At 58.8% G+C, this 24,965-nt stretch carries 22 protein-coding genes; 8 read left to right on the forward strand and 14 right to left on the reverse strand.

What is annotated here, in order from left to right:
• Nucleotides 1–192: 192 nt before the first annotated feature.
• Together BSU04_RS16465 and BSU04_RS16470 are read right to left on the reverse strand one after the other, a co-directional pair.
• Nucleotides 193–1,197 (reverse strand): AraC family transcriptional regulator, encoded by a 1,005-nt coding sequence (locus BSU04_RS16465; RefSeq protein WP_373452837.1) that lies wholly within the window; start codon nt 1,195–1,197, stop codon nt 193–195.
• A 483-nt stretch (nt 1,198–1,680) separates the two neighbouring features.
• Nucleotides 1,681–2,385 (reverse strand): SDR family NAD(P)-dependent oxidoreductase, encoded by a 705-nt coding sequence (locus BSU04_RS16470; protein ID WP_089161589.1) that lies wholly within the window; start codon nt 2,383–2,385, stop codon nt 1,681–1,683.
• Nucleotides 2,386–2,558: 173 nt separating this feature from the next.
• Here BSU04_RS16470 and BSU04_RS16475 point away from each other — a divergent pair, with 173 nt between their 5' ends.
• Entirely contained in the window at nt 2,559–3,488 is a 930-nt protein-coding gene (locus BSU04_RS16475) for a LysR family transcriptional regulator (RefSeq protein ID WP_089161590.1), read from the forward strand.
• Nucleotides 3,489–3,514: 26 nt separating this feature from the next.
• On the opposite strand, the gene BSU04_RS16480 is transcribed toward BSU04_RS16475, so the two are convergent.
• The 3 genes from BSU04_RS16480 to BSU04_RS16495 all read right to left on the reverse strand — a co-directional run bounded on the left by BSU04_RS16480 (nt 3,515) and on the right by BSU04_RS16495 (nt 6,388).
• Entirely contained in the window at nt 3,515–4,252 is a 738-nt protein-coding gene (locus BSU04_RS16480) for a TSUP family transporter (protein WP_089161591.1), read from the reverse strand.
• A 282-nt stretch (nt 4,253–4,534) separates the two neighbouring features.
• The gene (locus BSU04_RS16485; protein WP_089161592.1) at nt 4,535–5,041 is read right to left on the reverse strand and encodes a hypothetical protein; all 507 of its coding nucleotides are present in this window, start codon (nt 5,039–5,041) and stop codon (nt 4,535–4,537) included.
• A gap of 432 nt (nt 5,042–5,473) precedes the next feature.
• Complete coding sequence (locus BSU04_RS16495; RefSeq protein WP_089161594.1) at nt 5,474–6,388, reverse strand: LysR family transcriptional regulator; 915 nt, start codon at nt 6,386–6,388, stop codon at nt 5,474–5,476.
• Between the two features lie 121 nt (nt 6,389–6,509).
• On the opposite strand from BSU04_RS16495, the gene BSU04_RS16500 reads away from it, so the two are divergent.
• Both BSU04_RS16500 and BSU04_RS16505 read left to right on the forward strand, forming a co-directional pair.
• Nucleotides 6,510–7,604 carry a tartrate dehydrogenase gene (locus BSU04_RS16500; protein WP_089161595.1) on the forward strand — a complete coding sequence of 365 codons (1,095 nt, stop codon included), beginning with the start codon at nt 6,510–6,512 and terminating at the stop codon, nt 7,602–7,604.
• Nucleotides 7,605–7,752: 148 nt separating this feature from the next.
• On the forward strand, nt 7,753–8,532 hold the full coding sequence (locus BSU04_RS16505) for a Crp/Fnr family transcriptional regulator (RefSeq protein ID WP_089161596.1): 780 nt from the start codon (nt 7,753–7,755) through the stop codon (nt 8,530–8,532).
• Here BSU04_RS16505 and BSU04_RS16510 read toward each other — a convergent pair.
• Genes BSU04_RS16510 through BSU04_RS16525 form a run of 4 tightly spaced genes read right to left on the reverse strand, consistent with a single transcriptional unit; the run spans nt 8,507 to nt 12,728 of the window.
• Complete coding sequence (locus tag BSU04_RS16510; RefSeq protein ID WP_089161597.1) at nt 8,507–9,163, reverse strand: aspartate/glutamate racemase family protein; 657 nt, start codon at nt 9,161–9,163, stop codon at nt 8,507–8,509. The genes BSU04_RS16505 and BSU04_RS16510 overlap by 26 nt on opposite strands.
• A gap of 31 nt (nt 9,164–9,194) precedes the next feature.
• Complete coding sequence (locus BSU04_RS16515) at nt 9,195–10,703, reverse strand: sugar ABC transporter ATP-binding protein (protein ID WP_089161598.1); 1,509 nt, start codon at nt 10,701–10,703, stop codon at nt 9,195–9,197.
• Between the two features lie 24 nt (nt 10,704–10,727).
• Nucleotides 10,728–11,672 (reverse strand): sugar-binding protein, encoded by a 945-nt coding sequence (locus BSU04_RS16520; RefSeq protein WP_089161599.1) that lies wholly within the window; start codon nt 11,670–11,672, stop codon nt 10,728–10,730.
• 54 nt (nt 11,673–11,726) lie between these two features.
• On the reverse strand, nt 11,727–12,728 hold the full coding sequence (locus tag BSU04_RS16525) for an ABC transporter permease (RefSeq protein WP_179258342.1): 1,002 nt from the start codon (nt 12,726–12,728) through the stop codon (nt 11,727–11,729).
• A 209-nt stretch (nt 12,729–12,937) separates the two neighbouring features.
• Here BSU04_RS16525 and BSU04_RS16530 point away from each other — a divergent pair, with 209 nt between their 5' ends.
• Nucleotides 12,938–13,831 (forward strand): NAD-dependent epimerase/dehydratase family protein, encoded by an 894-nt coding sequence (locus tag BSU04_RS16530; protein ID WP_089161600.1) that lies wholly within the window; start codon nt 12,938–12,940, stop codon nt 13,829–13,831.
• Between the two features lie 145 nt (nt 13,832–13,976).
• On the opposite strand, the gene BSU04_RS16535 is transcribed toward BSU04_RS16530, so the two are convergent.
• Together BSU04_RS16535 and BSU04_RS16540 are read right to left on the reverse strand one after the other, a co-directional pair.
• Nucleotides 13,977–15,077 (reverse strand): aminotransferase class I/II-fold pyridoxal phosphate-dependent enzyme, encoded by a 1,101-nt coding sequence (locus BSU04_RS16535; protein ID WP_089161601.1) that lies wholly within the window; start codon nt 15,075–15,077, stop codon nt 13,977–13,979.
• A gap of 97 nt (nt 15,078–15,174) precedes the next feature.
• On the reverse strand, nt 15,175–15,930 hold the full coding sequence (locus BSU04_RS16540) for a helix-turn-helix transcriptional regulator (protein WP_179258343.1): 756 nt from the start codon (nt 15,928–15,930) through the stop codon (nt 15,175–15,177).
• 202 nt (nt 15,931–16,132) lie between these two features.
• Between BSU04_RS16540 and BSU04_RS16545 the strand changes: the two genes are divergently transcribed.
• Nucleotides 16,133–16,858, forward strand: coding sequence for an SDR family NAD(P)-dependent oxidoreductase (locus BSU04_RS16545; RefSeq protein WP_218827298.1), 726 nt, complete (start codon nt 16,133–16,135; stop codon nt 16,856–16,858).
• A 67-nt stretch (nt 16,859–16,925) separates the two neighbouring features.
• Here the strand turns inward: BSU04_RS16545 and BSU04_RS16550 are convergent, their stop codons facing one another.
• Both BSU04_RS16550 and BSU04_RS16555 read right to left on the reverse strand, forming a co-directional pair.
• Nucleotides 16,926–18,125, reverse strand: a complete 1,200-nt coding sequence (locus BSU04_RS16550) for a porin (RefSeq protein ID WP_089161604.1) — start codon at nt 18,123–18,125, stop codon at nt 16,926–16,928.
• A 416-nt stretch (nt 18,126–18,541) separates the two neighbouring features.
• Entirely contained in the window at nt 18,542–20,737 is a 2,196-nt protein-coding gene (locus BSU04_RS16555) for a GAF domain-containing protein (protein ID WP_089161605.1), read from the reverse strand.
• A gap of 588 nt (nt 20,738–21,325) precedes the next feature.
• On the opposite strand from BSU04_RS16555, the gene BSU04_RS16560 reads away from it, so the two are divergent.
• From BSU04_RS16560 to BSU04_RS47650, 3 genes are all read left to right on the forward strand, one after another.
• A complete protein-coding gene (locus tag BSU04_RS16560) occupies nt 21,326–22,168 on the forward strand; it encodes a DMT family transporter (RefSeq protein WP_089161606.1) in 843 nt (280 codons plus the stop codon).
• A 452-nt stretch (nt 22,169–22,620) separates the two neighbouring features.
• Nucleotides 22,621–23,676: an aldo/keto reductase gene (locus BSU04_RS16565; protein ID WP_089161607.1), complete on the forward strand. Its 1,056-nt coding sequence runs from the start codon at nt 22,621–22,623 to the stop codon at nt 23,674–23,676.
• A gap of 70 nt (nt 23,677–23,746) precedes the next feature.
• The gene (locus BSU04_RS47650; RefSeq protein ID WP_256982860.1) at nt 23,747–23,872 is read left to right on the forward strand and encodes a hypothetical protein; all 126 of its coding nucleotides are present in this window, start codon (nt 23,747–23,749) and stop codon (nt 23,870–23,872) included.
• Here the strand turns inward: BSU04_RS47650 and BSU04_RS16570 are convergent.
• Nucleotides 23,853–24,707, reverse strand: a complete 855-nt coding sequence (locus tag BSU04_RS16570; RefSeq protein ID WP_089161608.1) for an SDR family NAD(P)-dependent oxidoreductase — start codon at nt 24,705–24,707, stop codon at nt 23,853–23,855. The two genes, BSU04_RS47650 and BSU04_RS16570, sit on opposite strands and share 20 nt — an antisense overlap.
• Nucleotides 24,708–24,965: the final 258 nt, after the last annotated feature.

Below are 24,965 nucleotides of genomic sequence, written 5' to 3' on the forward strand. Positions count from 1 at the left end.
GCGGATACGGGCTGCTCGATGCGTCGTAATCCATATACTCTGTAGTACACAATACATTCGTTCAGACCTCGCAGAAACGTTGGCTGCGTCGTGGGAAAACCTGGCAAACCCTTCCTGAACCGCAAAAACGAGTTCGCGTCGCGCGAGGTCAAGCGCCAACCCCGCGTTCAGCGGTAACGGTGCAAACACGCGCTAGCCGAACGCTTCCAAGGCGGGCGCGGCATCCGACGATTCCGACGCGCTGGCAGCGTTGAGCTGCTGATACGCGCGCCATCGCGACGGCGACATCTCCTTGAGCAACAAGAACTGGCGATTAAAATTCGAGAGATTATTAAAGCCGACCTGATAGCAGATATCGGTGATAGTCAGCTCGCCCGACATCAGCAATTGGCATGCGAGGTTAATGCGCAGCCGGTTCACATACTGTACAAAGGGCACGCCCGTATGCCGGCGGAAATATCGCGAAAAAGCGCTGGCGCTTTGTCCCGCGAGTTCGGCCAACTCCGTTTCGCGCAACTCTTGCGACAGGTTCTTGCCAATATAAGAAAGCAAATGATTGATACGCGTCTCGGCATAACGCGTCGGGTCCGCGCGATAAGCGGCGCTCGCGAGCTTGACTTGTTCTGCGCTATGCACGAGCAGGTCAAGCAACTCAAGAAAGAGCGTGATGCGCCGCATGCCTTGCGCGCCCAGCATCTCGCGCATGATCGGTTCGGCGGCCGCCCCGGTCTTCGGCGTGAACAGCACACCCCAACGCGATGCATCGAGTAAGGACTCCACGCATTTCAGCTCCGGGAACACCTTGATGGCGTTAGCCACGACCTCGGCGTCGAATTGCAGGATCAGACAGCGCTCATCCACACGCTCGCCCGGCGACACACTGCTGACCCAGTTATGCGGCAGATTCGTTCCCGTCATCACGAGATTGCCCGGCGCGAAGTTGCCGATGTAATCGCCTACAAAGTATTTGCCCGTTGTCGACGTGATGACCTGGATTTCGTATTCAGGATGGAAGTGCCAGCGCACCGTGCGATACGGATAGCCGTGCGACCAGACCTTGAACGACTCATCGCGCGGGACGGCGACCAGTTCCAGGTCAGGCTGGACGATGTTGGCGCGCCGCGCGTCCGTGCGCGCCGCGCGGCAATAACCGCACGTTCCGCATTGACACGCCGTCGCGCTCGCCATGGTGTCCATCTGTCTTCCTCCTGACCCGCTTTTGTTTTTGGGCGACTCGCATAAACCGCATTGCGCCTCGCCATGTATGCAAGTTAGCCCTGTCGGGCATATTTCACCACTGAAATTGAAACCGAAAACTGATACTAATTTGCATTCGGGTAAGTCCGTAGGGCATCAAGAGTTAACTTTTGTGCAACGCAGCAGCTTGACGAGCGGCTCGCACCAGTGCGCCGGATATGACGTTGATGTGCGTGTGTGGGCTTGCGGACGCCATTCATGGCCGCGCCGAAAAAGGCGCGGGGGCTCAATGGGCGACGCCTGCGAGCGTCACGCAAACGCAGCGCTGAGCGCCGCCCTGGAAGATAGGGATCGGCGCAGCAAGAGTGTCGAATGCACGGGCGTGCACTGGCGTGAAAAAGTGAGTTTGCAAGTGTCGCTACGGGCGTCCAGGCTCAAGGAGATTGGTACAGGAGTTTGCGACTTCGAGGATCACGCCGCCGTTCACCAAGGAACGACTCTTCCGAGGTAGTCCAGGTAATGCAATCCAGAACGCCCTTCGTAAGCCTCGATCGTGCTCAGCAAGTTCGGGATGCTTTCTCCAATACTAAGACGCCCTTCGGGACCGCCCATGTCCGTCCGTACCCATCCGGGCGCCATCAATAACAAGGTTTTCGCATCGTTTCGGTGGCGCGCAGCAAAGCTACGCATGAACATGTTGAGTGCGGCCTTGCTGCCCCGGTAGACCTCATAATTTCCGTTCTCGTTGTTTGTGAGGCTGCCCTGCCCGGACGACATGACGCCAATCGTTCCTCTTGGCTGCACGAGGTCCTGAAACGCCTCGATCACTCTCATCGGACTTAACGAGTTTGTCACCATTACGCGCACAAATTCCTCGGTCGAGACATCGGCAATCGTTTCACGATCGTCATTTTTGACACCGGCATTCACGAAAAGCACATCCACCTGCCGACCTTGAAGACGGCCCCTGAGCGCGGCGACCTGCTCCGCAATCGTGATGTCGACCATTTCAACTTCGAGTGCTCCAGGCGAAGCTTTCGCGAGTTGAAAAAGCTTTTCCGTGGATCCCTCCCGCCCGCTGGCGATCACTCGCCAGCCGCGCTTGAGGTATTCCTCGACCATGGCGAATCCAAGGCCGCGCGATGCGCCGATGAGGAGGACGGTTTTCCGGGGTGATAAATCTTGCATTGATAGCTCCCTGTAAGTGAACCCTGACTGAGCGTGGCATTGACGAACCACGCGTTTGGTCGCGGGTCAGTGCAGGGAATATATCGATGCGGCAGACATGGCGAAAGACGCACTGATTGCACTTATGACATGCATCAAACGCCATGCCTGGACTGCTAATGCTACGATCGGGCATGCCCGAACCCGATTTGAACCTGATCATTGCGCTCGACGAATTGCTTGCCGACGGCAGCGTGGTTGGCGCTGCGCGCCGACTGGGCTTGAGTGCCTCAGCAATGAGTCGAACGTTGGCTCGGCTTCGCGAGGCGACCGGCGACCCATTATTGGTTCGCGCGGGGCGCCGCATGGTGTTGACGCCCCATGCAGAGGCGCTTCGTCAACGCACTCAACATGCGGTTCATGAGGCACGTGCCGTACTCCGCCCCTCAACGACAGAGCCGGATTTCCCGGCGTTGCAGCGGACTTTTACCATTCGCGCCAACGACGGTTTTGTGGAGGCCTTTGCTGCTCCGCTTATCGCTGCGGTGACGGCGATCGCGCCGCTCGTACGTTTGCGCTTCGCGCCCAAGCCAGAGAAGACGGCAGCGTATTTGCGAGAGGGTTCAGCCGACCTTGAGATCGGTGTGTTGGGCGAAATGGGGCCGGAAGTCCGCGTGCAAGCCCTGTTCCGGGATCGCTTTCTCGGTGTTGTCAGAAAGGGCCATCCGCTCGAATTGGAGGGCGAGGTAACGGCAGAACGGTACGTCTCCTTCGGCCACGTCGTTGCTTCGCGCCGCGGGCGCACGAGCGGACCGGTAGATGAGGCGTTGGCTGTTTTAGGGTTGGAAAGAACGATCGTCGCCATGGTTCCGAGCTTCCCCGCCGCACTCGCCGTGGCTCGAGCCTCCGACTTGATCGCCCTGGTGACTGCGTCTTTTCTGGGCAATCAACCTGAACATGAGGAATCGGCGCTATCCAGAACGACCCACGCTTTCGAGCTGCCTGTTACGACCGAAAAAATTACGGTTTCTCAGATGTGGCATCCTCGTTTAGAGGTTGATCCTGTTCATCGTTGGCTCCGGCAACGGGTGCTCACCGTATGCCGGCAAAGGGTGCCGCTCTGAAATAAGGTGGTCAGTCGCATGCATGCTTACAAGATGCCTGATTTCCAGATCATTTGAAACGCAGCGGCGAGCACAAAAAGCAGCACCAGGATTCGGAATGAACCAGGCGGCAGTTTGTCGCGAAGCGGTCTCACAAGCATGATGCCGATAATGACAGGAACACTTGCCGCGGTCGAAATAGCGATGTCGCTCAGGCTCGTATGAGCGCCTCCGCTAAAGGTGAGGATCAGGGTAAGGATCGACACAACGAGGATGATCGCGATCTGTTTCGTAAAAGCCTTGCCTGTTGCCCCTGTCGCGATCAGATACATTGCAAGCAAAGGGCCGGGAACCGACGCAATGCTTTCCATCACGGCCGCGCCAAACCCGAACACAAAACCAGCGGGCTTGGCCAACCGAGGCGACAGCGTGAGCTTCGGCGCCGCGAGCAACAAAAGCGCAGCAAGCATCAACAGGCTACCGGCCGCGGCTTGCGCGCGATGCGGCGCGAGTAAGATCAAAACCGTCACGCCCACGATATTCCCCAGGACAGTGCCAATGAGCGGAGCCGCAATACGGCGAACCGTTGGCAGCATCTCGCCGCCCTCCAGCGCTTGCGGGATATTGCCGAGAATGATCGGCATCGAAAGGAGAAGCACTGCCTGCTTGATCGGCAAGAATTGACTCAATATTGGCATTGCGACAAGCGGCACGCCGATGCTGACAATCCCTTTGACCATGCCGCCGAGCACGAGTGCGACAACGATCCCGAGTATTTCGGGCATATTGAGCGCATGAAGGCTAGCGCCTAGAACGCCGTCAGTGAGATTAATTTGGGCCGCCGTGAGAATGAGAGACGCCTTGGCCGCGATGCAATATGCACGGCCAAATCGTATGGTTTAGCGTTGGAGAGGCTACGCATTTCGAAGGCGGTTATTTTAGCGCCGACTGCGCGGCTTCACTGCCTGTGTGATCGCGCCCGCCAGTGGCGCAAACGTTTGAGTTGGTTGGCCCTGTTGCTAACGCCAGGGCCATACGGGCATGCGCTCGCTCATTTCAATTCTGCTCTACGCCGAAAATCCCGCCGGCGGACGCGGTCGAAAGCCCGCAATCACAGCGTTTGCATCCGCGAAGAACATATCCGGGAAGATTGTCGAGACCTGGGTAAGCGCGATGCGGGCTGCCGTGAGCATCATCGAAAGTTGTTGATCTGATGCCGACTCACCGAACAGCAGTCGCTGCACGAGCACGACGCCACCGACGCTCGCAAAGAGGCGCAAAACGTAGCCAAGAGAGGAATTGGTCAGCATTTCGGCGCCATATGTATCGGCAAGCGCTGTGAGGATGGCGAGTTCCACCTTGTTCGGTCGACGAGGCACACGGCGCTCCGTCGGGCGCGTCCCGCTGACTGGCATGCTGCTAGAAGGCAGGACACGGGTGACAATCGGGCTTGCTGCATCGAGTGCTTGCACCCCGGACCTCAGCCCTGCCCTGAATGCGGAAATGGCTGCATCCATCCTGAGCACGAGACGAGCGGTCTCCTGGCTGGCTTGATCGGGCGTAGGTTCGGACATGGGCGAAACTCAAGTCGAAGGTGCCCAACTTTACACTGGAAAATGCACTGCCCATAGCACCGCGTGGGCGAGCTTGTTCAGACCCGGATCCAGCATCCATTGCTCTGGGCAGCATGAGCATGAGCCCGACAACGATACGACTGCTCGTTGCAACTGCTCGTTGCAACTGCTTAGGCACGTACTACGAACAATCTCGCAAGCGCCATTGAACACCCTTTTCGATTCGCTGCTTGCGCCTGTTGTGAAAACCAGTGTTCCATTTGTCAGGAACGAAGACGCCGACACGGCGGCTGCGGCACCGAACGCTTCTTCGAACTGGACCTTGGTGGGACAATTCGGCCGTCCGAGATTCAAGTTACGAAAGAAGGCCACATGTATATTCATTTTGGTCTTGGCGACACGCGAATAAGATTTGATCGGACCTAACGCTGTTTAAGCTTCAGTTCGCAAAGCAAGAATGAGGAAATCAACGAACGACTTAACGCGCGAGGTCGTTTGCAGATGCTGCGGAACGACCGCATAAATATCGGCATCGGGTGTGCGGTAGGCCGGTAGTACGTGTATCAATCGGCCGTCGCGCAAGTACTCTGCGATGTCCCACTCTGCACGCATCAGAATGCCGTGACCGTCGAGTGCCCATTTGACTGCGATCTCGCCGTCGTTCGTAGTGAGGTTGCCTCGAACCCGTATAACCTCAGCTTTCTCCGCCGCGCCCCGCCCCGTTATCAGCCGCCAGATGCCGTAGCCATCGTCGCCCTGGCGTATGCCAATGCAATTGTGCTGCACGAGATCCTGAGGATGCCGGGGAAGTGGATGATCAGCGAAGTAAGCCGGTGCGGCGCAAAGCAGGCGCCGGTTCGGCGCTACCAGCCGGGCAATGACGCGCGAGTCCGGCGCCTCGCCGAAACGCACGCATACATCGAAAGAATTTTCGCTAAGGGGTGGAGGATCGACCGATAGCTGCAACTGCACGTCGACCTCAGGATACAGCTTCACAAAGCGCGAGATGGCGGGCGCAATGTGACTGCGCCCGAAACCCAGCGTGGCGTTGACGCGCAACAGCCCGCTCGGCGCTGCCGCCGCTCCGCCAAGAAGCTGCGCGAGCTCGTCCATTTCAGTCAGGATTCTCCGCGCACGGGTCGCATAGAGTTCGCCCTCGGGCGTAAGGCTCATCCGGCGGGTCGTCCGGCTCACCAGCGCGACGCCGGTGCGCGCCTCCATCTGCGAGAGGTGCTTGCTGACCGCCGCCGTGCTCAATCCCAACTCGCGGGCAGCGGCTGTCAGGCTGCCGCTGCCCGCCAGGATGGAGAAAAAACTCAAGTCTTCTGCCTGTATTGGAGAGGTCATTGAGAGGTCGTTGGCAGCTTCATTGTTAACTCAAAGTTAAAGACAGTTTAACTCCGGCAGCGTTTGGAAGGGCATTTGCGCTTTAGCATGCCCAGATGTTTTCCAATTTCAGAGACGAGAGATGAAGAGTTATCGGATCGCGACCATCCCCGGAGACGGAATCGGCAAAGAGGTGGTGCCGGCAGGACAGGAAGTGCTGGAAGCGCTGGCCGCGCAAACCGGTCGCTTTACGTTCGAGTTCGAAAATTTCGCCTGGGGTGGTGACTACTACCGTGAGCATGGAGTGATGATGCCGGCTGACGGCCTTGATGCGATTCGGCACAAGGACGCCATTCTGTTCGGCTCAGCCGGTGATCCGGCGATCCCTGATCACATCACTCTTTGGGGACTTCGTCTCAAGATCTGTCAGGGCTTCGACCAGTACGCCAACGTGCGTCCGACGAGAATCCTGCCGGGCATCGATGGCCCGCTTAAACGCTGTGGTCCGACTGATCTCGACTGGGTAATTGTCCGGGAAAATTCAGAGGGCGAATATTCAGGGGTAGGCGGACGCGCGCATCAAGGCCATCCGATTGAAGTCGCGACCGACGTTTCGATCATGACGCGAGCAGGCGTTGAACGAATCCTGCGCTTCGCTTTTCGCCTGGCAGCGTCGCGTCCACGCAGACTGCTGACCGTTATCACCAAGAGCAATGCGCAGCGTCACGCAATGGTGATGTGGGACGAAATTGCCCTCGAGATTTCGAAGGAATTTCCAGATGTCAGATGGGACAGGGAACTTGTTGATGCCGCCACTGCGCGCATGGTGAACCGTCCTGCAACGCTCGACACCATTGTCGCGACCAACCTTCATGCAGATATCCTGAGCGACCTGGCTGCTGCGCTGGCCGGAAGTCTCGGCATTGCGCCGACTGCCAATCTCGATCCTGAGCGCCGCTATCCTTCCATGTTCGAGCCAATCCATGGTTCAGCGTTCGACATCATGGGCATGGGACTCGCGAATCCTATTGGTACGTTCTGGTCAGTCGTCATGATGCTCGAGCATCTTGGCGAAACGGACGCCGCGCGGGCAGTGATGGAGGCCATTGAGCACGTGACAGGCAATCCCGCAACGCATACAGGTGACCTTGGCGGCACGGCAACGACCCGGCAAGTGACCGATGCAGTCTGCGCATTTCTTGCGGCGCATTCAGCACAAGCGCCGCAGGTCGCCTGAACCCGGGTCGTCAGAAGGTTCGCCCGTTGTACGCAATTTTGTAAGCAATGTGTCGACTTCACGGGTACAGCAAATCATGGCGAACGCCTGCACAGAAACCGCTCTTAGCCCTTCCCGGGTCATGGGCCAAAGTTCAAGGAGACTTCCAATGTGGTTTGTCGGAAAAAGCGAGCTTCTCTCGCTAATCGAACGTCACTGCCTCGATGAGGTCATGCCGGCATTCAGCGATCACCGCACGGTTCGAAAAAATACAACAATCTACCGACCCGAAGACCTGAGCAATCATGTCTATTTGCTCAAAAGCGGCAGCGTTCGGCTCTTCAGGCTGACCGAAGACGGACAAGAGATCACGCTGTCGTTTATCAAGGCCGGGATGTTGTTCGGCGACGGCGATGTATTGAACGAGGCCAATTATTCGCATCATGCGCAGACGCTTGCTCCCAGCATGATTTGCTACATTCGCAAGGCGGATTTCAAACAACTGCTCGCACGCTACGACGTAATCAACGAATTCGTCCTGAGAAGCCACTACCTCCGATGGCAGGAAGCTCAGCAGCTAATCGAAAACCTGTCTCTGCACGACGTGCGCAAACGCCTGACCAACATCCTCGTGATGTTCGCCGGTCAGATAGGTGTCGAATTCGACTGCCTGAGTCGAGCAGATGCAGTCCTTATCGATCTGCCTATTCCTCAAGACAAGCTCGCCGAATTCATTGGTACATCGCGCGAATCCGTTAACCGGCACTTCAACGACCTGAAGGCTGAAGGGCTGACATCCATGCACGAACGCAAGATCGTGCTGACACCCCTCTTTGTTGCGAAATTCCTGCGCAACAAAATGCCGCCAAAACAGATCATGTTGCCGGCACCGTTCACTGCGCCCCCCTTGAACGTTCAGGCCGTCAAAGCGCCGCTAGCGCGCGTCTAACCGCCTCTACGCCGCTACGCGGGCTGGACAGGACCGGCACGCGCAGCTTGCCAAGCGTGGGGATGAGACGCGCCATCGACACTTGTGCGAGCACGACTACGTCGACTTGATCGGCGAGCGCGACAATTGTCTGCTTAAGAATCTCGTCGTGCAGCACACCGTCGCCGCGTAGCAGCGCTTCGAACGCCCCCTCAGCGATCCGTTCGGTCACCTCGACCGTGCGGCCGAACTCGGCGGCCTTGCGCCGGATCAGCCGCACGGTCGGGTCCAGCGTAGTGGACACGGTTGCGACCACGCCGATGCGCGGGCCAATCGCGCTGGCCTCTTCCGCCATCGATTCATCGATCTTTACGATAGGCGTGCGGATAAATTCTTTTAACGAGTCGGTCGCCTCGCCCACCGAAGAGCACGCATTGAGGATGATGTCGGCGCCCATTGCTTGCGCATTTGACATGTAGCTATATATGCGGCTAGCGACTTCCGGCGTCAGATGCCCCGCCGCACGGACATCGTTCAGCAAGCTGTCATCCATGATGTTGATCACGCGCGCGTGCGCGATCAACTCGCTGAGTTGTTCCTTGATTGGCAGAACCGTCACGGGTCCGGTATGAATCACAGCTATCGTAGTCATGGTTTTCCATTCAGTTTGTAAAATCAAAAAATCAAGCGGTCGCTGCGGCCATCACGCGCTCCTGGGTCGCTTGCTCACGCGTCATCTCGCCATTCAACTGTCCTTCACGAACAATCAGGATCCTGTCGCTGACGGCCAGCACTTCCAGCAAATCCGACGAAATGACAATGATCCCAATGCCTTGCGAAGCGAGCCGCGCCAGCAGTGCGTGCACCTCCGCCTTCGCGCCTATGTCAATGCCGCGTGTTGGCTCGTCAACAATCAGGACCTTTGGATTCCGCGCAACCCATTTGGCGATTACGATCTTCTGCTGATTGCCACCGCTAAGATTGACGACCTTCTGTTCATTGTCAGGCGTCTTGATGCCCAGACTGCGCACGAATTGCTTACAGCTATTCTCTTCTTTGGCGCGTTGCAGGAACTGGAAGGGTGAATAGCGCTTCAAGTGGGTCAGGCTGAAGTTTTCCCGCACGCTCATTCCGAGCACCAGCCCCTGCGCCTTGCGGTCTTCGGTCACGAACCCAATGCCCTGTTCAATCGCATCGTAGGGACTGCGGATCGTCACAGGCTTGCCGTCGATGGCGATACTTCCCGTGCAGGGGCGCATGCCGAAAATCATCTCCATGATCTCCGTGCGCCCTGAACCGACCAGTCCCGCAACGCCCAGGATTTCGCCGCGATGCAACGTGAAGTTGATGTCCCGTATCCTCGCTTGCGCCCCCTTCACCGCACGCAACGACAAGTCGCGTACTTCCAGTACGGGCTCCTTGCTTGCATGCGACACAGTGGATCCGGGATATAGATCGCTTAACTCACGATCGACCATCATGCGAACCAGCGAGTCGCGGGTCACGTGTGCAATCGCAGAGGTATTGACGGTACGGCCATCGCGAAGCACGCTCACCTGGTCGGCAAGCTCGAAAATTTCCTCGAGCCTGTGCGAGATGTAGACCACCGCGATGTTGCGCTCGCGCAAGCGCTTGATCAATCGCAGCAGCGTGCGCGTTTCATGATGGCTGAGCGAAGCAGTCGGTTCATCCATGATGATGACTTTTGACTGGTACGCAAGCGCCTTGGCGATCTCGATCATCTGCTTCTGTCCGACACTCAACTCGCTCACCCGCGCGGATGGGTCTAGATCAAGTTCGATCGTTTCAAGCATCTGTGTAGCCTCGCGGCTCATCCGTGCCCGATCGAGCAAACCAAGGCGATTGCGTGGCTCCCTGGCGAGGAACAAGTTTTCCGCCACGCTAAGATTTTCGACTACCGACAACTCCTGGTAAATGATGCCAATTCCCAACGCACGCGCATGATTACTATCGCGCAGCGCGATTTCCTTGCCCTCGATGAGGATGCTTCCGCCTGGGTCCGGGCTATAGACACCCGTCAATATCTTCATCAGCGTGCTCTTGCCAGCCCCATTCTCCCCGGCGAGCGCCAGCACCTCACCTTGCCGGATCTGAAGATTGACGCCGTCGAGCGCCTTGACGCCGGGGAACGTTTTGGAAATGTTCCTCATCTCCAGGAATGGCGCTGTCATGGCTCTCCCTTGCTCGAACCGAGCTTACTTGGTGTAGCTTCCAAGATTATCTTTAGTCACAACCGTCACACCCGTATCGATATCTTTAGGAGGCTCTCCCGTCCCCTGGATCTGCGCCACCAAATTTGTCACCGCAAGCGAACCCATGGTGACCGGACGCTGAACCATGATCCCTTGAATCGAGCCATCCTTAAGTGCCTTTAGCGTGTCGGGGAGATCGTCAAACGCGAGCACCTCGAGCTTGCCTTTCATCGCGCCGAACTCCTTCGTGTTGAGCACCTTTGACACGGCAGGCCCGCCGACCTGACTCACCCCGAAAATACCCTTCAGCTGCGGATGGGCCCGCAAGGTTGTCTCGACTACCGAAACGCCTCTGGCGAGGTCATCGTCCGTACCCTGTGTTTCCACAATCTTGATACCCGGATATTTCGACAGCCCCTTCTTGATACCGGCGATACGTTCATTGAGATTCACCGCACCGAGCTGCCCGGTCACTATCGCGACTTCACCGGATCCGCCCAGTGCCTTGCCCATCGTCTCGGCCATGGTCGCGCCGGCCGACTCGTTGTTCGTACCGATGTACATCGACCGGCCGCTCTTGGGCGAGTCCGAGTCGAACGTCAGTACCTTTATGCCACTCTGTTCAGCGCGCTTCATCACGCTCTCAACTGACTTCGGCTCGTTGACCGAGATAGCAATGCCGTCGACATGCTTCGATATCAGGTCTTCAATGATCTTTACCTGCGTCGAACCCTGCGTGTTTTGCGGTACCACCCATTGATACTTGACACCCGTCTTGTCGGCGGACTGCTGGGCGCCCTTGTTGCAGTCGTCGAAGAACGGCACAGCCACCTTCGGAATGACAGCGACGGAAATATCTTTCACGTCCTTAGCCTGTGTCGACGCACACAGACATAGGGCCGTAGCGGCCAAGCCGACGCTCATTGCAGTGCGAAATGTCATATCCATTTTTGTCTCCAGTTTTGTTTTAGTGGGTGTTACAAGATCAGGATGATAAGAGTCCTAACGTCCCTTTCGGCGGACACGCCAGATGTCGATACTGACCGCAATCAGAATGACGCAGCCGGTGATGGCTTGCTGTGCGTAGGTATCAATGTTCAGCAGCACGACGCCGTTCGCGATGATCCCCGCCAACGCTGCGCCAATAATCGCGCCCTCCACGCTGCCGGCTCCTCCGGAAAGACTTGCGCCGCCAATTGCCGCCGCCGCGATAACATCGAGTTCAGCCCCGAAACCTGATGCCGGCTCAGCCGAGACAAAGCGCGAGAAACTGACAATGCCGGCGATAGAAGCAATGAGCCCTGAAAGTGCATAGACAATGAATTTGACGCGAAAGGTGCGCACGCCACTCAGACGCGCTGCCATCTCGTTGCCTCCGGTTGCATACACATGCCGGCCAAAACGGGTCTGACGCATCAATACGGAAAAACATATCGTCATAAAAATCATGATGACCACTGGAAAAGGCACGAACCCGAGATACCCCTGGCCGATGAACGTGAAGCTATCGGGTACGTCGGGCGTGACCGGAACGCCTTTGGTGATCATGTACATCAAGCCCCGTCCAATGCTCAAAGTGCCCAGCGTGGCAATGAAGGGCGGCAGCTGGATCCAGGTGACCAGAAATCCATTGAAACAGCCGACTGCGAGTCCCACGAATAGTCCCGCAAACACCGCCGGGACAGGGCCTGACCCGTGCTGAAAAGCAAGCGCCGTCACGAGCGATGACAGGCCCATCACGGAACCCACCGACAGATCGATACCGCCCGTGATGATGACGAGCATCATGCCTATGGACATGATGGCAATCAGCGAAAATGACCTGAACACGCCCATCAGGTTGTTCGTCGTCAGGAAATAGGGAGAGAAAACGCTGATCAGGATTCCGACCAACAGCAATACCGAAAAAATATTCAACTCGCGGATCTTGAGCCAGCCACGCAGCGTGTCGGAAAGACGCGTCTGGATGGGTTGCGGATCCTCTTTGGACGATATTGCAGCCACCGATGTCTCCTTGATTTATTTCTCGTTGAGGAAGATCGTAGGTGGTCGTCCTCCATCGTGTCTGTGACGAACGTCATACATTGGTGTCGGGGTTGTCCCTGACGAGTGTCGATGCATGACTATGAAGTTCGTCACAGATGCAGCGGCTACCCGGAGGTAACATCAGGTTCTAAAGTCGAGCCCCGACAATCAGACCAGGAGTACAACGTATGACGAAGAGAGTAATAGTGACCGGCGGCAGCGGGCTTGCTGGAAAGTGGGTAGTCGAAGATCTCGTCGCGCATGGTTATGAAGTGTTGAATCTCGACCGCGTACCCATGGCAAAGCCCATAGCTCGTACCTTGATCACCGACCTTACCGACGCAGGCCAGGTTTTCAACGCGCTGGCATCGAGTACCGTGCTAAAAGAGTTCGACGACGATCTCGAGCCCAAGCCCATTGACGCGATCGTCCATTTTGCGGCCATCCCAAGGATACTCATCACCACCGACAACGAGGTGTTCCGGATCAACGTGATGGCGACGTACAACGTGCTCGACGCCGCATCGAAGCTGGGTATCAAGAAGGTTATCGTTGCTTCGAGCGAGACAACCTATGGTGTTGTGTTTGCCCACCGGCACCGAGACCCTGAATACTTTCCGCTGGACGAGCAATATCCAGTCGATCCGATGGACAGCTATGCCATGTCGAAAGTGATCAACGAGGTCACCGCCAAGGCGTTTCATGCGCGCACAGGCGCAGATATTTATTGCTTGCGAATTGGTAACGTACTTGATCCCATCGACTATCAGAAATTTCCGGCGTGGTTCAAGGACCCGGGACTGCGTAAGCGGATTGCGTGGAGTTATATCGACGGACGCGATCTGGCGACAGCGTGCCGGCTCGGCATCGAAAAGGACGGGCTTGGCTTTGAAGTCATGAATGTCGCAGCTGACGACGTATCTTCTGACCAGCCGACGGCAGAACTGTTGAAACAGTTTTATCCCAATGTGCCCGTCAAGAAGCAGCTTGGAGAATTCGAGACCCTGTTGAGCAACGAGAAACTGAAGAGGCTGCTCGGCTGGCAGCAGAACTATCGGTGGAGGGAGCAGGTTCCTCAATAGGCCGCCAGCTACGTCCACGTTGGACGATCAAGCGGCTCCCAGTCCGTGCAAAGGCATTCCGACCGCGCAAGCGTGCGGTCGGAAGAATTTGTCGAATAGACAAGACGACTATCAACATTGAAGGCGAGTGAACATTCACGCCCGCTCAGCCCCGCAAAGCCGTGGAGATGCCCTTGAGCCCCGCTTCCAGCTCCGCGCGGGCCGGCCAGCCATACCCAAGCCTGAAGTACCGGTCGGACATCTCGAACCAGTGACCCGGACCCACGTAGGTCCCCTGCTCTTCGATCAGCCGGCGATAAAACGCGTCGGTCCCGCCTATGGGTTCGGATCGCATGCGCGGAAAGCAAACCACACCGCCCGCGGGCTCGACCCATTCAAGCAGATCCTCGCCTGCGATCCAGTCGCTCACGATTTGGAGACGCTTGCGCATTTCGGTGAGCGTCGGTACCAGAATGGCCGGCCTGTTCGACAGAATCTGCTCGCCCACCCATTCGTCGATAACGCTGCCGCAAATGCTGATCTGCTCCTTCGCCGCAAGAAAGAGCTCCAGCAGCCGCGCATCCTTCGCGACGATCCATCCAAGCCGCAGGCCCGGGGCTCCATACGCCTTCGACAACGAGGACACGCTGATGACGTGCGAACCCAGCGATGCCGCGAGCGGCAATAATTTGCCGTACGAAAGATCGCGATAGGTCTCGTCCACCAGCAGGTAGCAGCCGCTTCTCCGCGCAAGGTCCACGAGTGCGTGCAACTCGGCCTCGGAAACCACGACGCCCGTGGGATTGTGCGGGCAGGTGACGCTGATCACCTTCGTGCGGGGCGTGATCGCCGCGGCGAGCTTGTCGAAATCGATTGCGAAGGACTCCTCGAAAAGAAGATCGATATGCGTGATGTCGCAGCCGATCGCCTTCGGCGTTTCCAGATTCGTCGCATAGTTTGGGCGGACCACGACCAGATGGTCGCCCGCGCCGAGGAGCGCCGTGGTGATGATAAAGAGCGCCCCTGCCGCGCCCGTTGTGATCAGGACATCGTTGACGCCGAGCCCCGAGCTTTCGCCGGCGATCAGCGAACGCAAGGCCGGGCTGCCCCGATGCTCACCGTAGAGCAGCTTCAGGTCGGGCACCTGCAGATTCAGGCCAGAAAGAGTCTGGTCGGCAATCGAGCTCTCCGACAGGTTGTATTGAATGCGCCCATACCCGAACTCCTCGGGAGACTCGACTTCGATGGGCATCCGGACGTATTTCATAAGCCTCTCTCCACGTAAATGAAGGGCTTATCGTGACAGCCGGTCAAGCGCGCCGCCATCCCTCCAGGGAGGGATCGGCTTGGCGCGTGCGAGCCGTTCAGCCGAGCTGCCTGTTCAGGGCGAACAACTCGGCAAGCGAACCGACGCCGAGCTTGCGAAAGATCTGCTTGCGATGATCCTTCACCGTATAACGACTGATGCCAAGACGAAGCGCGATCGCCTCAGAGCTGCAACCGATCAGCAGCATCCCTGCAATTTCTGCCTCCCGCCGCGATAACAGCGCCATCAGCGCCGTCGCAGCGTGCGCCGACGGCCCGCTCAGCTCGGACTGCCGGCCGAACGCCGCCGCCATCGGCGCACCGAGGGCCGCCAGATCGTGCAGCTTGGCGGCGGACAACCTGCGCGTCCCGCGTTCGCGGTAGAAACTGAGCTCGACCACGCCGCCATACGCCCCGAAGTAAAGCCCGATTTCCTCCATTCGCGCAGGCCATCCCACCGTGCGGTAGCCGAGTTCCTCATCCTCGCTCCTGATGAGATACGGCCGCACGTTTTCACCGATGCCTTGCGCTCCGATCGCATAGTCGCGCGCACGAAATGCGCCAGAATGGGTGAAGGACTGGAGCACCGGATTCAGGTGATGCGTCACGACGACGTAGTTCCGGATTCCCTGTGTGCTGTGCGCCGCGTCGAAGTTATCGAACATGACGCCTGGGTTGTCGTCCCGCCGGTGAACGACGACCGCCGCCAGCTCGAAGCCGAGCCAGTCGAGAACGGACCGTGCCGTTACCGCGGCGAAATCGGGGTTGCCGATCGCGCCGATGACGCGCGCAAGGATAGCGGTCTGCGCTTGCATTTGGGAATCCCATTGTGGCTGCGGCAAAATTGAACTGACTGTCGGCAGCCCCTCCCGAGGGGGATGCCCGAATGATCGAAGACGTGACACGATCATGGCGTGGGCGCGGCGACATTGGCACCGCTCCATTCATTGTTACTGTACACAAGACCGGAAAGGAATTCTTGCCATGCTAGTGGATCTATCAGGAACGCACGTACTGGTGACCGGCGCAAGCCGCGGTATCGGCGCGGCCATCGCCCGTAGGCTCGGCGCGTCGGGCGCACGGGTTGCCGTGCATTATCGCGGGAACAGGGACGCCGCCGAAGCGCTCGCCACGGAAATCGGCCACGGCGCGGCGACGTTTGGCGCCGACCTCACGTCCTCCGCTGCCGTCGCAAACCTCTGGACAGACGTGCAGGCCGAGTTTGGCAAGCTCGACGCGCTGGTGAACAATGCGGGCATCGCGATCGAATCGCCGCTCGCTTTGGCAACCGGCGACTGGCTCGCTCACTGGAACCAGACCATGGCGGTCAATCTCACGGCGACCGGACTGTTGAGCCGCGCCGCCATCGCACATTTTCAGACCCGAGGCGGCGGCCGGATCGTCAACATCGCCTCGAGAGCCGCATTTCGCGGCGACCAGCCCGACTACCTCGCGTACGCAGCCTCCAAAGCCGGCGTGGTCGCGCTGACCCGCTCTATTGCGCGCGGTTTCGGCAAGGCCGGCATCAAGGCTTTCACGCTCGCGCCCGGATTCACGCGCACCGAGATGGCGCAGGCATTCATCGATCAATATGGCGAAGATTACGCCACCAGTGACATCGCTCTTGATCGCCTGACCGAGCCCGGCGATATTGCGCCGACCGTCGCATTCCTGCTCAGCGGTCTTGCCGACCACGCCACCGGCTCGACCATCGACCTGAACGCGGCCTCCTACGTGCACTGATAGTGCGGTTCCTTGAGCCGCGTACCGCATGACGGTACGCGGCGTGTCGCGCACATTTGCCGCTCAATCAGAACTTGTGACGGATACCGACGATCAACGCCGTCTGCACGTTGGTCGACGAGTTGCTCAGGTTGCTGATTGCCGCGACCGCCGTTTTCCCGGTCGAATCTTTTCCGCTCGCGTGCTGGTAGATGCCGACCAGATACAGGTCCGTACGCACGGAGAGCGCATAGTTTGCCGCGAGATTGACTTGGCTGTAGATGGCACCGGAAATGCTGCCGATCGAGCTGCCGCGTGTGTAGGTGTAGGCGGTGCCGACCTGCAAGGCCGGCGTCACCAGATAAGCCAGGTTGATTTCACCGATGTTGAAGGTCGCGGTGCCCGTGAGCTTCTGCGGATTGAGGCCCGCGCCTGCTTCAGCGCCGATGTCCTTGAACTGGACGTTGCTGTACACGCCGCCAATGGTCGCATTGCCGACCTTGTACGCGGCGCCCGCCGAGACGACTTGCCATGTATGCGCCGACGCGAACCCGCTATACACCGGGCTGGACATATTAAGCGCCGAGGTCGACGTCGGCGAGTTCGCGCTGGGATTCGTACCAAAGACCGAGAAGTTCGGGTCGCGCGCGTTTTCATATGACACGCCGAGCGCCAGCGGACCATTGTCGTAGCCCGCGCCAACGGCATATATCTGGTCCTGCGTGAATTCACCCGCCTTGCCGCCGAAGCTGTAGAAGCCGCCGAAGCTCAGGCCGCCATAGTTGGGGCTGGCGTACTTGATCGAGTTGTTGATCCGGTTGGTGTTGTCGAGGTTGTCCATGTCGCCCGGATGCGAGCCGTATATGCTGCCCCACTCTTTCAGCGTCACCAGCTTTTCGGCGTTGCCCGACTCGAAGCTGCCGACATAGTCGCCGAGCAAGTCGTATTGGCGCCCGAGCGTCACCGTGCCCATGGAACTCGCCAGCCCCACGTAAGCCTTGCGGCCGAACTCCGCACCGCCCTGGCCGAGCGTGCCGTTGTCGATGTTGAAGCCGCCTTCCAGGCGGAAGATGGCCTTCAACCCGCCGCCCAGGTCCTCCGAGCCGATCAAGCCCCAACGATCGCCCTGCAGGTTGCCGGAACCCAATTCGTACTGGCGGCTACCCTTTGAATTCGAATTGAACACGAAGCCATTGTCGAGGAGCCCGTAGAGAGTCACCGAACTTTGAGCGTGTGCAACGCCGTACACCGACATGCACGCGGCAATTCCCAGGATTTGTTTCTTCATCGCCCCACCCCAAAGATATCGTGAAATAGATAAAACACCGTGAAAACCAGGTCCTATAAGCAGGATTGCGAAGGATCGTAAGTGCGCAATTTTTGCTACGTAAGACCAGTTTTCAAGATCACGATCGATATTGAAGATCATCATTTCGCAGACAGCGCGTGTGTGCCTGGCGCGACGGGCAACGCCCGGTGCGCGCGCGAACCGTTGTCCATAGATGATTTCCCGGGTGATCGGCTAACTCGATACCGATCACCTGGAACGTTCTTCTCAATCGAAATTTGGACTTATACGATCGCCTTCGAGGAGTGTCGGCGGGTGTGATGTTTTTGCGGAGGCGCATCCTAGTAATGCATGCTCGACCAAGGAGAGCGGTGGACGCTCGAGCGCTTGGCGACACAGTGGGAAAGCAACTAGATTCAGCACCCTCCCAAGTAAGACGAAGGGTTGTTGTTGAGCACGATCGTGAAGCGGGCATAGTCAATGACGCGATCAACTTCCAGCGCTCCGCCGAGGCCGACGGCGATCGCGTTTGCGATATATAGCCCGAGACCAAGTCCCGTTTTGTTCCGAGGGTTCCTCGACGACGACACATTGAAGGGACTGGTCATAGGCCCGGGCGTGAACGAAGCGCCTGCCGGGATTCGATTCGTTATCGCGATACGCCATTGAGCGCCGGGGCGGCTCGCGCTTACGTGGATCGGAAAGCGCATATCGCCGTGATGCCGGGCATTGCTCAGCAAGTTCGAGACAGCCTGTACAAGACGGTCTCCATCCACCAGGCACTCCCCTAGATCGCCGATCTCCACGGTCATCTCGACCCCAGGGTGGGCTTGTTGCGCCCGTTCGAATGTCGCATACAAGAGCGGCGCGAGCGATATCCTGCGAATCTCCATGGCCAGGCCCACACCCGTACGCAAGCGGCTTACGTCCAGGATGTAGGCGATCAATGACTGCATGCGCTGAGACGAGTATTCAATGCGTTTGACGCCATCCGCGTTTGAAACAAGCCCCCGCCCCATCAGCGTGACAACCATATCGATGGCCTGAAGGGGATCGCGCAAGTCGTGCCCCATGATGGCCAGTAAAGCAGCTCGTTCGTGCTCGGCTACCCGGATGTGATCAAGCGCCACCTCCTGCAAGATCGCTTTCAGTTCCCGAGCTGCAAACCGGTCGGTCGCGTCCCAAGCCCTACTGCTGCCGCGCACGGTCTCTTTCCAGACCTCAAACGATTTTCGTGGCCTCAGGTGCTGACCATTCGGGCCGGTTGCCGTGATCTTGTCTGGCTGTCCCGCCCAATGGACCGTTTCAACGAGTTCGGCGCGCCACCAGATGATCGTGATCGCGGGCGTGCCGCTCAATTGGATCGCGAGAATGCCCGAGGCGTGGTTGATCTCCGTGAGTAACCCGTCGAGTTCCGGCACGTCTCGCGAAATGGAGTCGGTCACCAGCAAGTCCTGATGGTGATCGCTCATGTAGTCGGCCACCTTGATGGCGGCCGCGCGATCGAGGTTGGCCGGAAACGATCCCACCCGCTGGTCCATCAGGACCGACAGCGCGTCGCACCCGATCAGCTTACGCATTGCGTCGTTCGCGGCCAGTAGTCCCGCCGTTGCGTCTTCCGATGCGGCCAGCGCGTTGGCAACCTGACCACGCAGATCTTCAATGCGACGCTCGGCCATTGCTCGTTGCGACAGTTCGTTGCGCTCGACGGTGATGGACAGCACTTGGGCCAGGACGGTACAGGACACGCGAACCGCATGAGGAACCGACAACGGTTCCATGTGATGACACGCAATCAGGCCCCACAGGTTGCCATCGACCACGATGGAAACGCTCATTGAGGCCGCGACGCCCATGTTCTTCAAGTATTCAATGTGAATGGGCGAGACGCTGCGCAAAGTCGAATAGGTCAGGTCGAGCGGCTTACCGTTTGCCGGCACGATAGCGGGTTCGATTGGAACCGGCGCCTCCTGGACATTTGCAATGTGCCGAATGGCATTGAGGACGTAGAGGCGTCGCGCCTGTGCAGGAATATCTCCCGCCGGATAACGCAGATGAAGGTAGGGGGCTAACGGGGCACGCCTGGACTCTGCGCTCACGCTGCCACTGCCATCGGGCAGGAATTGATACGCCATGACACGATCAAACCCGGTAAGCGTCCGTATGGCGTCAGTCGCCACTTGCAGCAGTTGCCCTGAAGAGGAGCTTGCACTGCGCTGCAGTTGCCGGATGCTTTGCTGCACCAGGTTGGCGTAATGCGTGATCGGCGGGGCGTTTAACGGTTTCTCTTCCCACTCGGCAAGCAGCACACCATCGGACCAATGCATGACAAGGTCGAAACGACGGTGACCCGCTCCGAAACATTGCACACCCTCCTCGAGTAACGCGGGATTTTCCAGTCCACGGGCAATTGCATCTCTCGCGCTTTGATCAAAATGTGCATCGGTCATCTTCATGCCGAGGCCTGGCACGTGTCCAAGTAAAGACGTTGCGTTTGCAGAGCGGGCGACGGTCAGTCCCGCTCGATCGAATGCCACCAATGCGCCATGCGCCTGGATCAGGCCGAGCGCATGAATGGGCTCGGCATCGCAGTTTTCAATCGTTGATTGCATGGCAGAGCCGTGCGGCCTCGCGTGGGAATGGGATGGGAGCGGTTGTGCAAACGCCACTTGCGTAGCGGTGCGATGGCGGGGTGCGGTGAAATGGGGGCTTGCTTCTTATTCTCTTTTGTAAGGAACGGCCCCGGTCTGAGTCTCCCCCTATAGATGCAACATAGCAACCTTTCATTCGTCATGATGCTCCGCAACGGGAATTCCCGGCGCGGAGCCTCCTAAGTGATTTAGTGCGTTCAATGCGGCGCGACTGCCCATGGAGACGTCAAGAAAATCGAGCCTGGTCGGAAACGGTCATGGCGGCATCGCGGCAACGGGTGACCGGCCGAGCGCAAGGCCGGGAAGCTGACTGCAATACCCGTTTCATTCAAGAGAGTTTATCTAACGCGATTACCTAATTTATATGGTTTGTTAGCCAATCATAAGGTAGATATGCTGCCTGGAGCAGCTCCAATTCCAGCGTTGGCAGTCATCCAATGGGCTAGCGGACTCAATGACATCTTCGATGTTTGCTTACACCTCCTGCTGATTAATGGCGCTTCTCGGCGCGATGTCCAATCTCACACACCCTTTCCGGCCCCGAAACGCATGATCAGCTTTACTGGCGGTCTCGTCCTCTTTGCCGCCCTGCTCCACGCAAGCTGGAACGCGATGCTGCACGGCAACCACGACCGCTTGCTGTCGATGACGTGGATGAGCGTCGCCATCGCGGCGGTCTCCACGGTCGTGATTCTCTTCACACCGTGGCCGGTCAGCAAGGCCTGGCCGTACATCGTCACATCGGGCCTCGTGCATATTGTCTACAACGTGACCCTCGTGCGGTCGTATCGCCGCAGCGATCTGGCGCAGGCGTATCCAATCGCGCGCGGCTCGTCGCCGCTGCTCGTCACGCTTGGCGCGGCGTTCTTCGCGCATGAGGCGATCGGGCCCTTGCACGCTCTTGGTATCACGATGATATCGGGCGGCATCATCGCAATCGCGCTGCAGGGGCGTCACGTGTCGCGCGCGAGTGTGCTGGCCGCACTCACGACCGGCGCAACGATCGCGCTCTATACCGTGATCGACGGCATCGGCGTGCGGTTATCCGGCGGCCAGGCGCTCGCCTATACCGCGTGGATGTTCCTGTTCTACCGGCTCATGCCGGTGCTGTTCGTCGCGAAGCGGGGGCTTGCGGCGCTGTGGACACCGGCACGGACGGCGCCCATGGCGCTCGGCTCGTCGCTCGTCGGCGGCCTGGTGTCCATCGCGGCGTATGGGATCGTGATCTGGGCGTTGCAGTCGGGCGCGATGGGCGCGGTGTCGGCGTTGCGCGAGACCAGCGTGGTGTTCGCGGTGCTAATCGGGCGGGTGTTTCTGCGGGAAGCGGTCAGTGCAAAGCGCTGGCTCGCGTGCGTGGTCGTCGCGGCCGGGGCGGTTTGTCTGGGGCTTTGACCCCGCGGGCTCTCGATCTGCACCCAACACGCGCTGCTTGGCGCGCAACAGTCGATGCGCTAGCGCTGTCTTGAGTTTTTTACTCCTTGTTTACTCCTTGTGTGACCCGTTTGAGTCATTCACAAAGCCGAACAAATGGACGTTCACATGGCGATTTATAAAGAGTGCTATCAAGTCACTCAATTGCAGTATCAAGAGGAATACTCATGAATGAAACGAGGGCTTGTCGAGCACACGTTCCGTACCGCGTTTGCCGGTGCGACCGCTACAAAGCGTTCCAACTGCCTCAGACATCCGCCGCCGCTTTCGTGCCTTGAAAAACCGTTAACCACGAAAAACGCTTAATCTAAGCAGATATTCGCATTGGGCATGATTTTCCCGCGCAGGCGGATGACAAATGACCGCTCGCCGGTCCTGAACCCTGTGCAACCTTCATAGGACATTGCTTCATCATGGAATATCGTCAACTCGGCCGGTCCGGCCTCAAGGTGTCGACCATCACACTCGGCACCATGACGATGGGCGGCAACGGCAAATTTGCGAGCGTCGGCGAAGTCGGTCTTGACGACGCGCGGCGGCAGATTGACATGTGCATCGACGCGGGCGTCAACCTGATCGATACGGCGGATGTCTATTCGAATGGCGCGTCGGAGGAAATCGTCGGCGAGGCGCTCGGCGGAAAACGCAAGGGCGGCGTGCTGATCGCCACCAAGGCACGCTTTCCGATGGGCGACGGCCCGAATGATCGCGGCCTGTCGCGGCACCATTTGATCCAGGCTTGCGAGGCGAGCCTGCGACGCCTCAAGACCGATGTGATCGACCTCTACCAGGTTCATCAATGGGATGGGCTCACGCCGCTCGAAGAAACGCTCGAGGCGCTCGACCTGCTGGTCCGGCACGGCAAGATCCGGTACGTCGGCTGCTCGAACTACTCGGGCTGGCACCTGATGAAAGCGTTGCACGTGAGCGAACGCGATCATCTGCCGCGCTTTGTGAGCCAGCAGATCCACTACACGCTCGAAGCACGCGAAGCGGAGTATGAGCTCGCGCCAATCGCGCTTGATCAGGGACTTGGCATTCTGGTCTGGAGTCCGCTGGCAGGCGGCTTGCTGTCAGGCAAGCACCGCCGCGACGCGACGCCCGAAGGCACGCGACAGCTCGCCGGATGGACCGAGCCGCCGATCCGCGACGAGCAACGACTCTGGTCGATCGTCGACGTACTCGTCGAGATCGCAGGCGAGCACAAGGTCTCGGCCGCACAGGTTGCGCTTGCGTGGACGCTTGGGCGGCCCGCCGTCGCCTCGGTGATCATCGGCGGACGCAACGAGGCGCAACTGCGGGACAACCTTGGAGCAGCGAACCTCACGCTAAGCGCCGACCAGCGCGCGCGGCTCGACAAGGTAAGCGCGCCGCCCCTGCTCTACCCGTACTGGCACCAGGTGCAGACCGCACACGACCGTCTTGGAGGCCCTGACCTGTCGTTACTGGGACCTCATCTGAAAGCTTAGGCCGGTACTGTCGGACACCCTGGAGAAACGGTTCTATTGCAATCGGGCGCTCTGCTATGGAGAGCGCCCCATGACCAACGGTCTTTCGATGCTGAAGCCACCGAATGTCACCGCGAGCGAGGTGCTCAGGCAGGTGCTCAGGCAGGTGCTCAGGCGACTGCGTCTCTGCCAGCAGGTCAGTCGGTTTTCTGCCTGAACGCTTCGAACGCCTGCTTGTAATCCGGATGCCAGCGCGACAGCGGCGGACGATTCTCGACAATATCCCCTGCAGCCCACAGGATGCGCCGCTCATCGAGGGAGCGAGGTACATCGTTGTCGGGGCAGAGAATATAGAAGTCGCCGGCATCCAAGCGTTCCAGCATGAAATCGACGGTCTGCTCAGGGGTCCAGGCGCCGGCCGGCTTCTCAGTGCGGCCATGCGCGGCAAGGTCAGTGAATACGAAACCCGGGATCAGCAAATGCGCGCTGAGCCGGCAATCCGGCGTATTACGCAGTTCGTGTTGCAGCGCTTCAGTGAAGGCCTTCAGGCCTGCTTTGGAAACGTTATAGGCCGGATCGCCGGGCGGCGTGGTGATGCCTTGCTTGGAGCCGGTATTGATGACCAGACCCGGGCGGCCGCGCGCGATCATTGCAGGCACGAAAGTCTGAGTGCCACGGATGGCTCCCCACAGGTTGACGTCAAGCACCCGTTCCCAGTCAGCGGCCGGACCGAACATGGCGCTGCCAGGTTGAATCCCGGCGTTGTTCATCAGGATGTCCGTGCCGCCAAAGTGGTCGCGAACTGCTGCCTCCAGTCGACGCAGGTCCTCGACGCGGCTGACGTCCGCCTCGAGGGCCATGACATCGTCCGCTCCACGGTCCGCCAGAAGGGCGACTTCCTTCGCTGCGCGCGCGAGTCGGTCCGCGCCCAGATCCGCGATGCAGACGCGAAGTCCGAGTTGCGCGAATCGCTTGGCAGCGGCGAGGCCGATACCGGCAGCACCGCCCGTGACAACGGCGACGGATCCGGCAGTGAAAGCAAAGTGTGTCATCAATGATCCTTCCCAGGTGAGTGCTCGGCACCCTACCCTGTTGATTATCTCTGATCTTCCTCTTCCTCTTCCTCTCTTCCTCTTTTCCCGGTGGTGACCACGGCGTGGAAACTTTCCCCGGCGCCCGTAAGTTGGCCAATGACAGCGAGTACCGCTTGGTCGCGACCGTCGTCACCGCCGACGAGGTTCGCGGCGATCGGATCGCTCGTGCGTTGAGGCCATCTTGGTGCGGGTCGACTTGCCGCAGCAGTATCGGAC

Source organism: Caballeronia sordidicola (assembly GCF_002220365.1).
GTDB lineage: Bacteria > Pseudomonadota > Gammaproteobacteria > Burkholderiales > Burkholderiaceae > Caballeronia > Caballeronia sordidicola_C.

Excerpts from the sequence above, each read along its gene's own strand:
- BSU04_RS16515 (WP_089161598.1), bottom strand. The coding sequence starts at position 10,703 with ATGACAGCGCCATTCCTGGAGATGAGGAACATTTCCAAAACGTTCCCC.
- BSU04_RS16505 (WP_089161596.1), top strand. The coding sequence starts at position 7,753 with ATGTGGTTTGTCGGAAAAAGCGAGCTTCTCTCGCTAATCGAACGTCAC.
- BSU04_RS16570 (WP_089161608.1), bottom strand. The coding sequence starts at position 24,707 with ATGACACACTTTGCTTTCACTGCCGGATCCGTCGCCGTTGTCACGGGC.
- BSU04_RS16480 (WP_089161591.1), bottom strand. The coding sequence starts at position 4,252 with ATGCCCGAAATACTCGGGATCGTTGTCGCACTCGTGCTCGGCGGCATG.
- BSU04_RS16540 (WP_179258343.1), bottom strand. The coding sequence starts at position 15,930 with ATGCAAGCGCAGACCGCTATCCTTGCGCGCGTCATCGGCGCGATCGGC.
- BSU04_RS16560 (WP_089161606.1), top strand. The coding sequence starts at position 21,326 with ATGATCAGCTTTACTGGCGGTCTCGTCCTCTTTGCCGCCCTGCTCCAC.
- BSU04_RS47650 (WP_256982860.1), top strand. The coding sequence starts at position 23,747 with ATGACCAACGGTCTTTCGATGCTGAAGCCACCGAATGTCACCGCGAGC.
- BSU04_RS16485 (WP_089161592.1), bottom strand. The coding sequence starts at position 5,041 with ATGTCCGAACCTACGCCCGATCAAGCCAGCCAGGAGACCGCTCGTCTC.
- BSU04_RS16500 (WP_089161595.1), top strand. The coding sequence starts at position 6,510 with ATGAAGAGTTATCGGATCGCGACCATCCCCGGAGACGGAATCGGCAAA.
- BSU04_RS16520 (WP_089161599.1), bottom strand. The coding sequence starts at position 11,672 with ATGGATATGACATTTCGCACTGCAATGAGCGTCGGCTTGGCCGCTACG.
- BSU04_RS16510 (WP_089161597.1), bottom strand. The coding sequence starts at position 9,163 with ATGACTACGATAGCTGTGATTCATACCGGACCCGTGACGGTTCTGCCA.
- BSU04_RS16565 (WP_089161607.1), top strand. The coding sequence starts at position 22,621 with ATGGAATATCGTCAACTCGGCCGGTCCGGCCTCAAGGTGTCGACCATC.
- BSU04_RS16495 (WP_089161594.1), bottom strand. The coding sequence starts at position 6,388 with ATGACCTCTCCAATACAGGCAGAAGACTTGAGTTTTTTCTCCATCCTG.
- BSU04_RS16475 (WP_089161590.1), top strand. The coding sequence starts at position 2,559 with ATGCCCGAACCCGATTTGAACCTGATCATTGCGCTCGACGAATTGCTT.
- BSU04_RS16535 (WP_089161601.1), bottom strand. The coding sequence starts at position 15,077 with ATGAAATACGTCCGGATGCCCATCGAAGTCGAGTCTCCCGAGGAGTTC.
- BSU04_RS16465 (WP_373452837.1), bottom strand. The coding sequence starts at position 1,197 with ATGGACACCATGGCGAGCGCGACGGCGTGTCAATGCGGAACGTGCGGT.
- BSU04_RS16470 (WP_089161589.1), bottom strand. The coding sequence starts at position 2,385 with ATGCAAGATTTATCACCCCGGAAAACCGTCCTCCTCATCGGCGCATCG.
- BSU04_RS16555 (WP_089161605.1), bottom strand. The coding sequence starts at position 20,737 with ATGCAATCAACGATTGAAAACTGCGATGCCGAGCCCATTCATGCGCTC.
- BSU04_RS16530 (WP_089161600.1), top strand. The coding sequence starts at position 12,938 with ATGACGAAGAGAGTAATAGTGACCGGCGGCAGCGGGCTTGCTGGAAAG.
- BSU04_RS16550 (WP_089161604.1), bottom strand. The coding sequence starts at position 18,125 with ATGAAGAAACAAATCCTGGGAATTGCCGCGTGCATGTCGGTGTACGGC.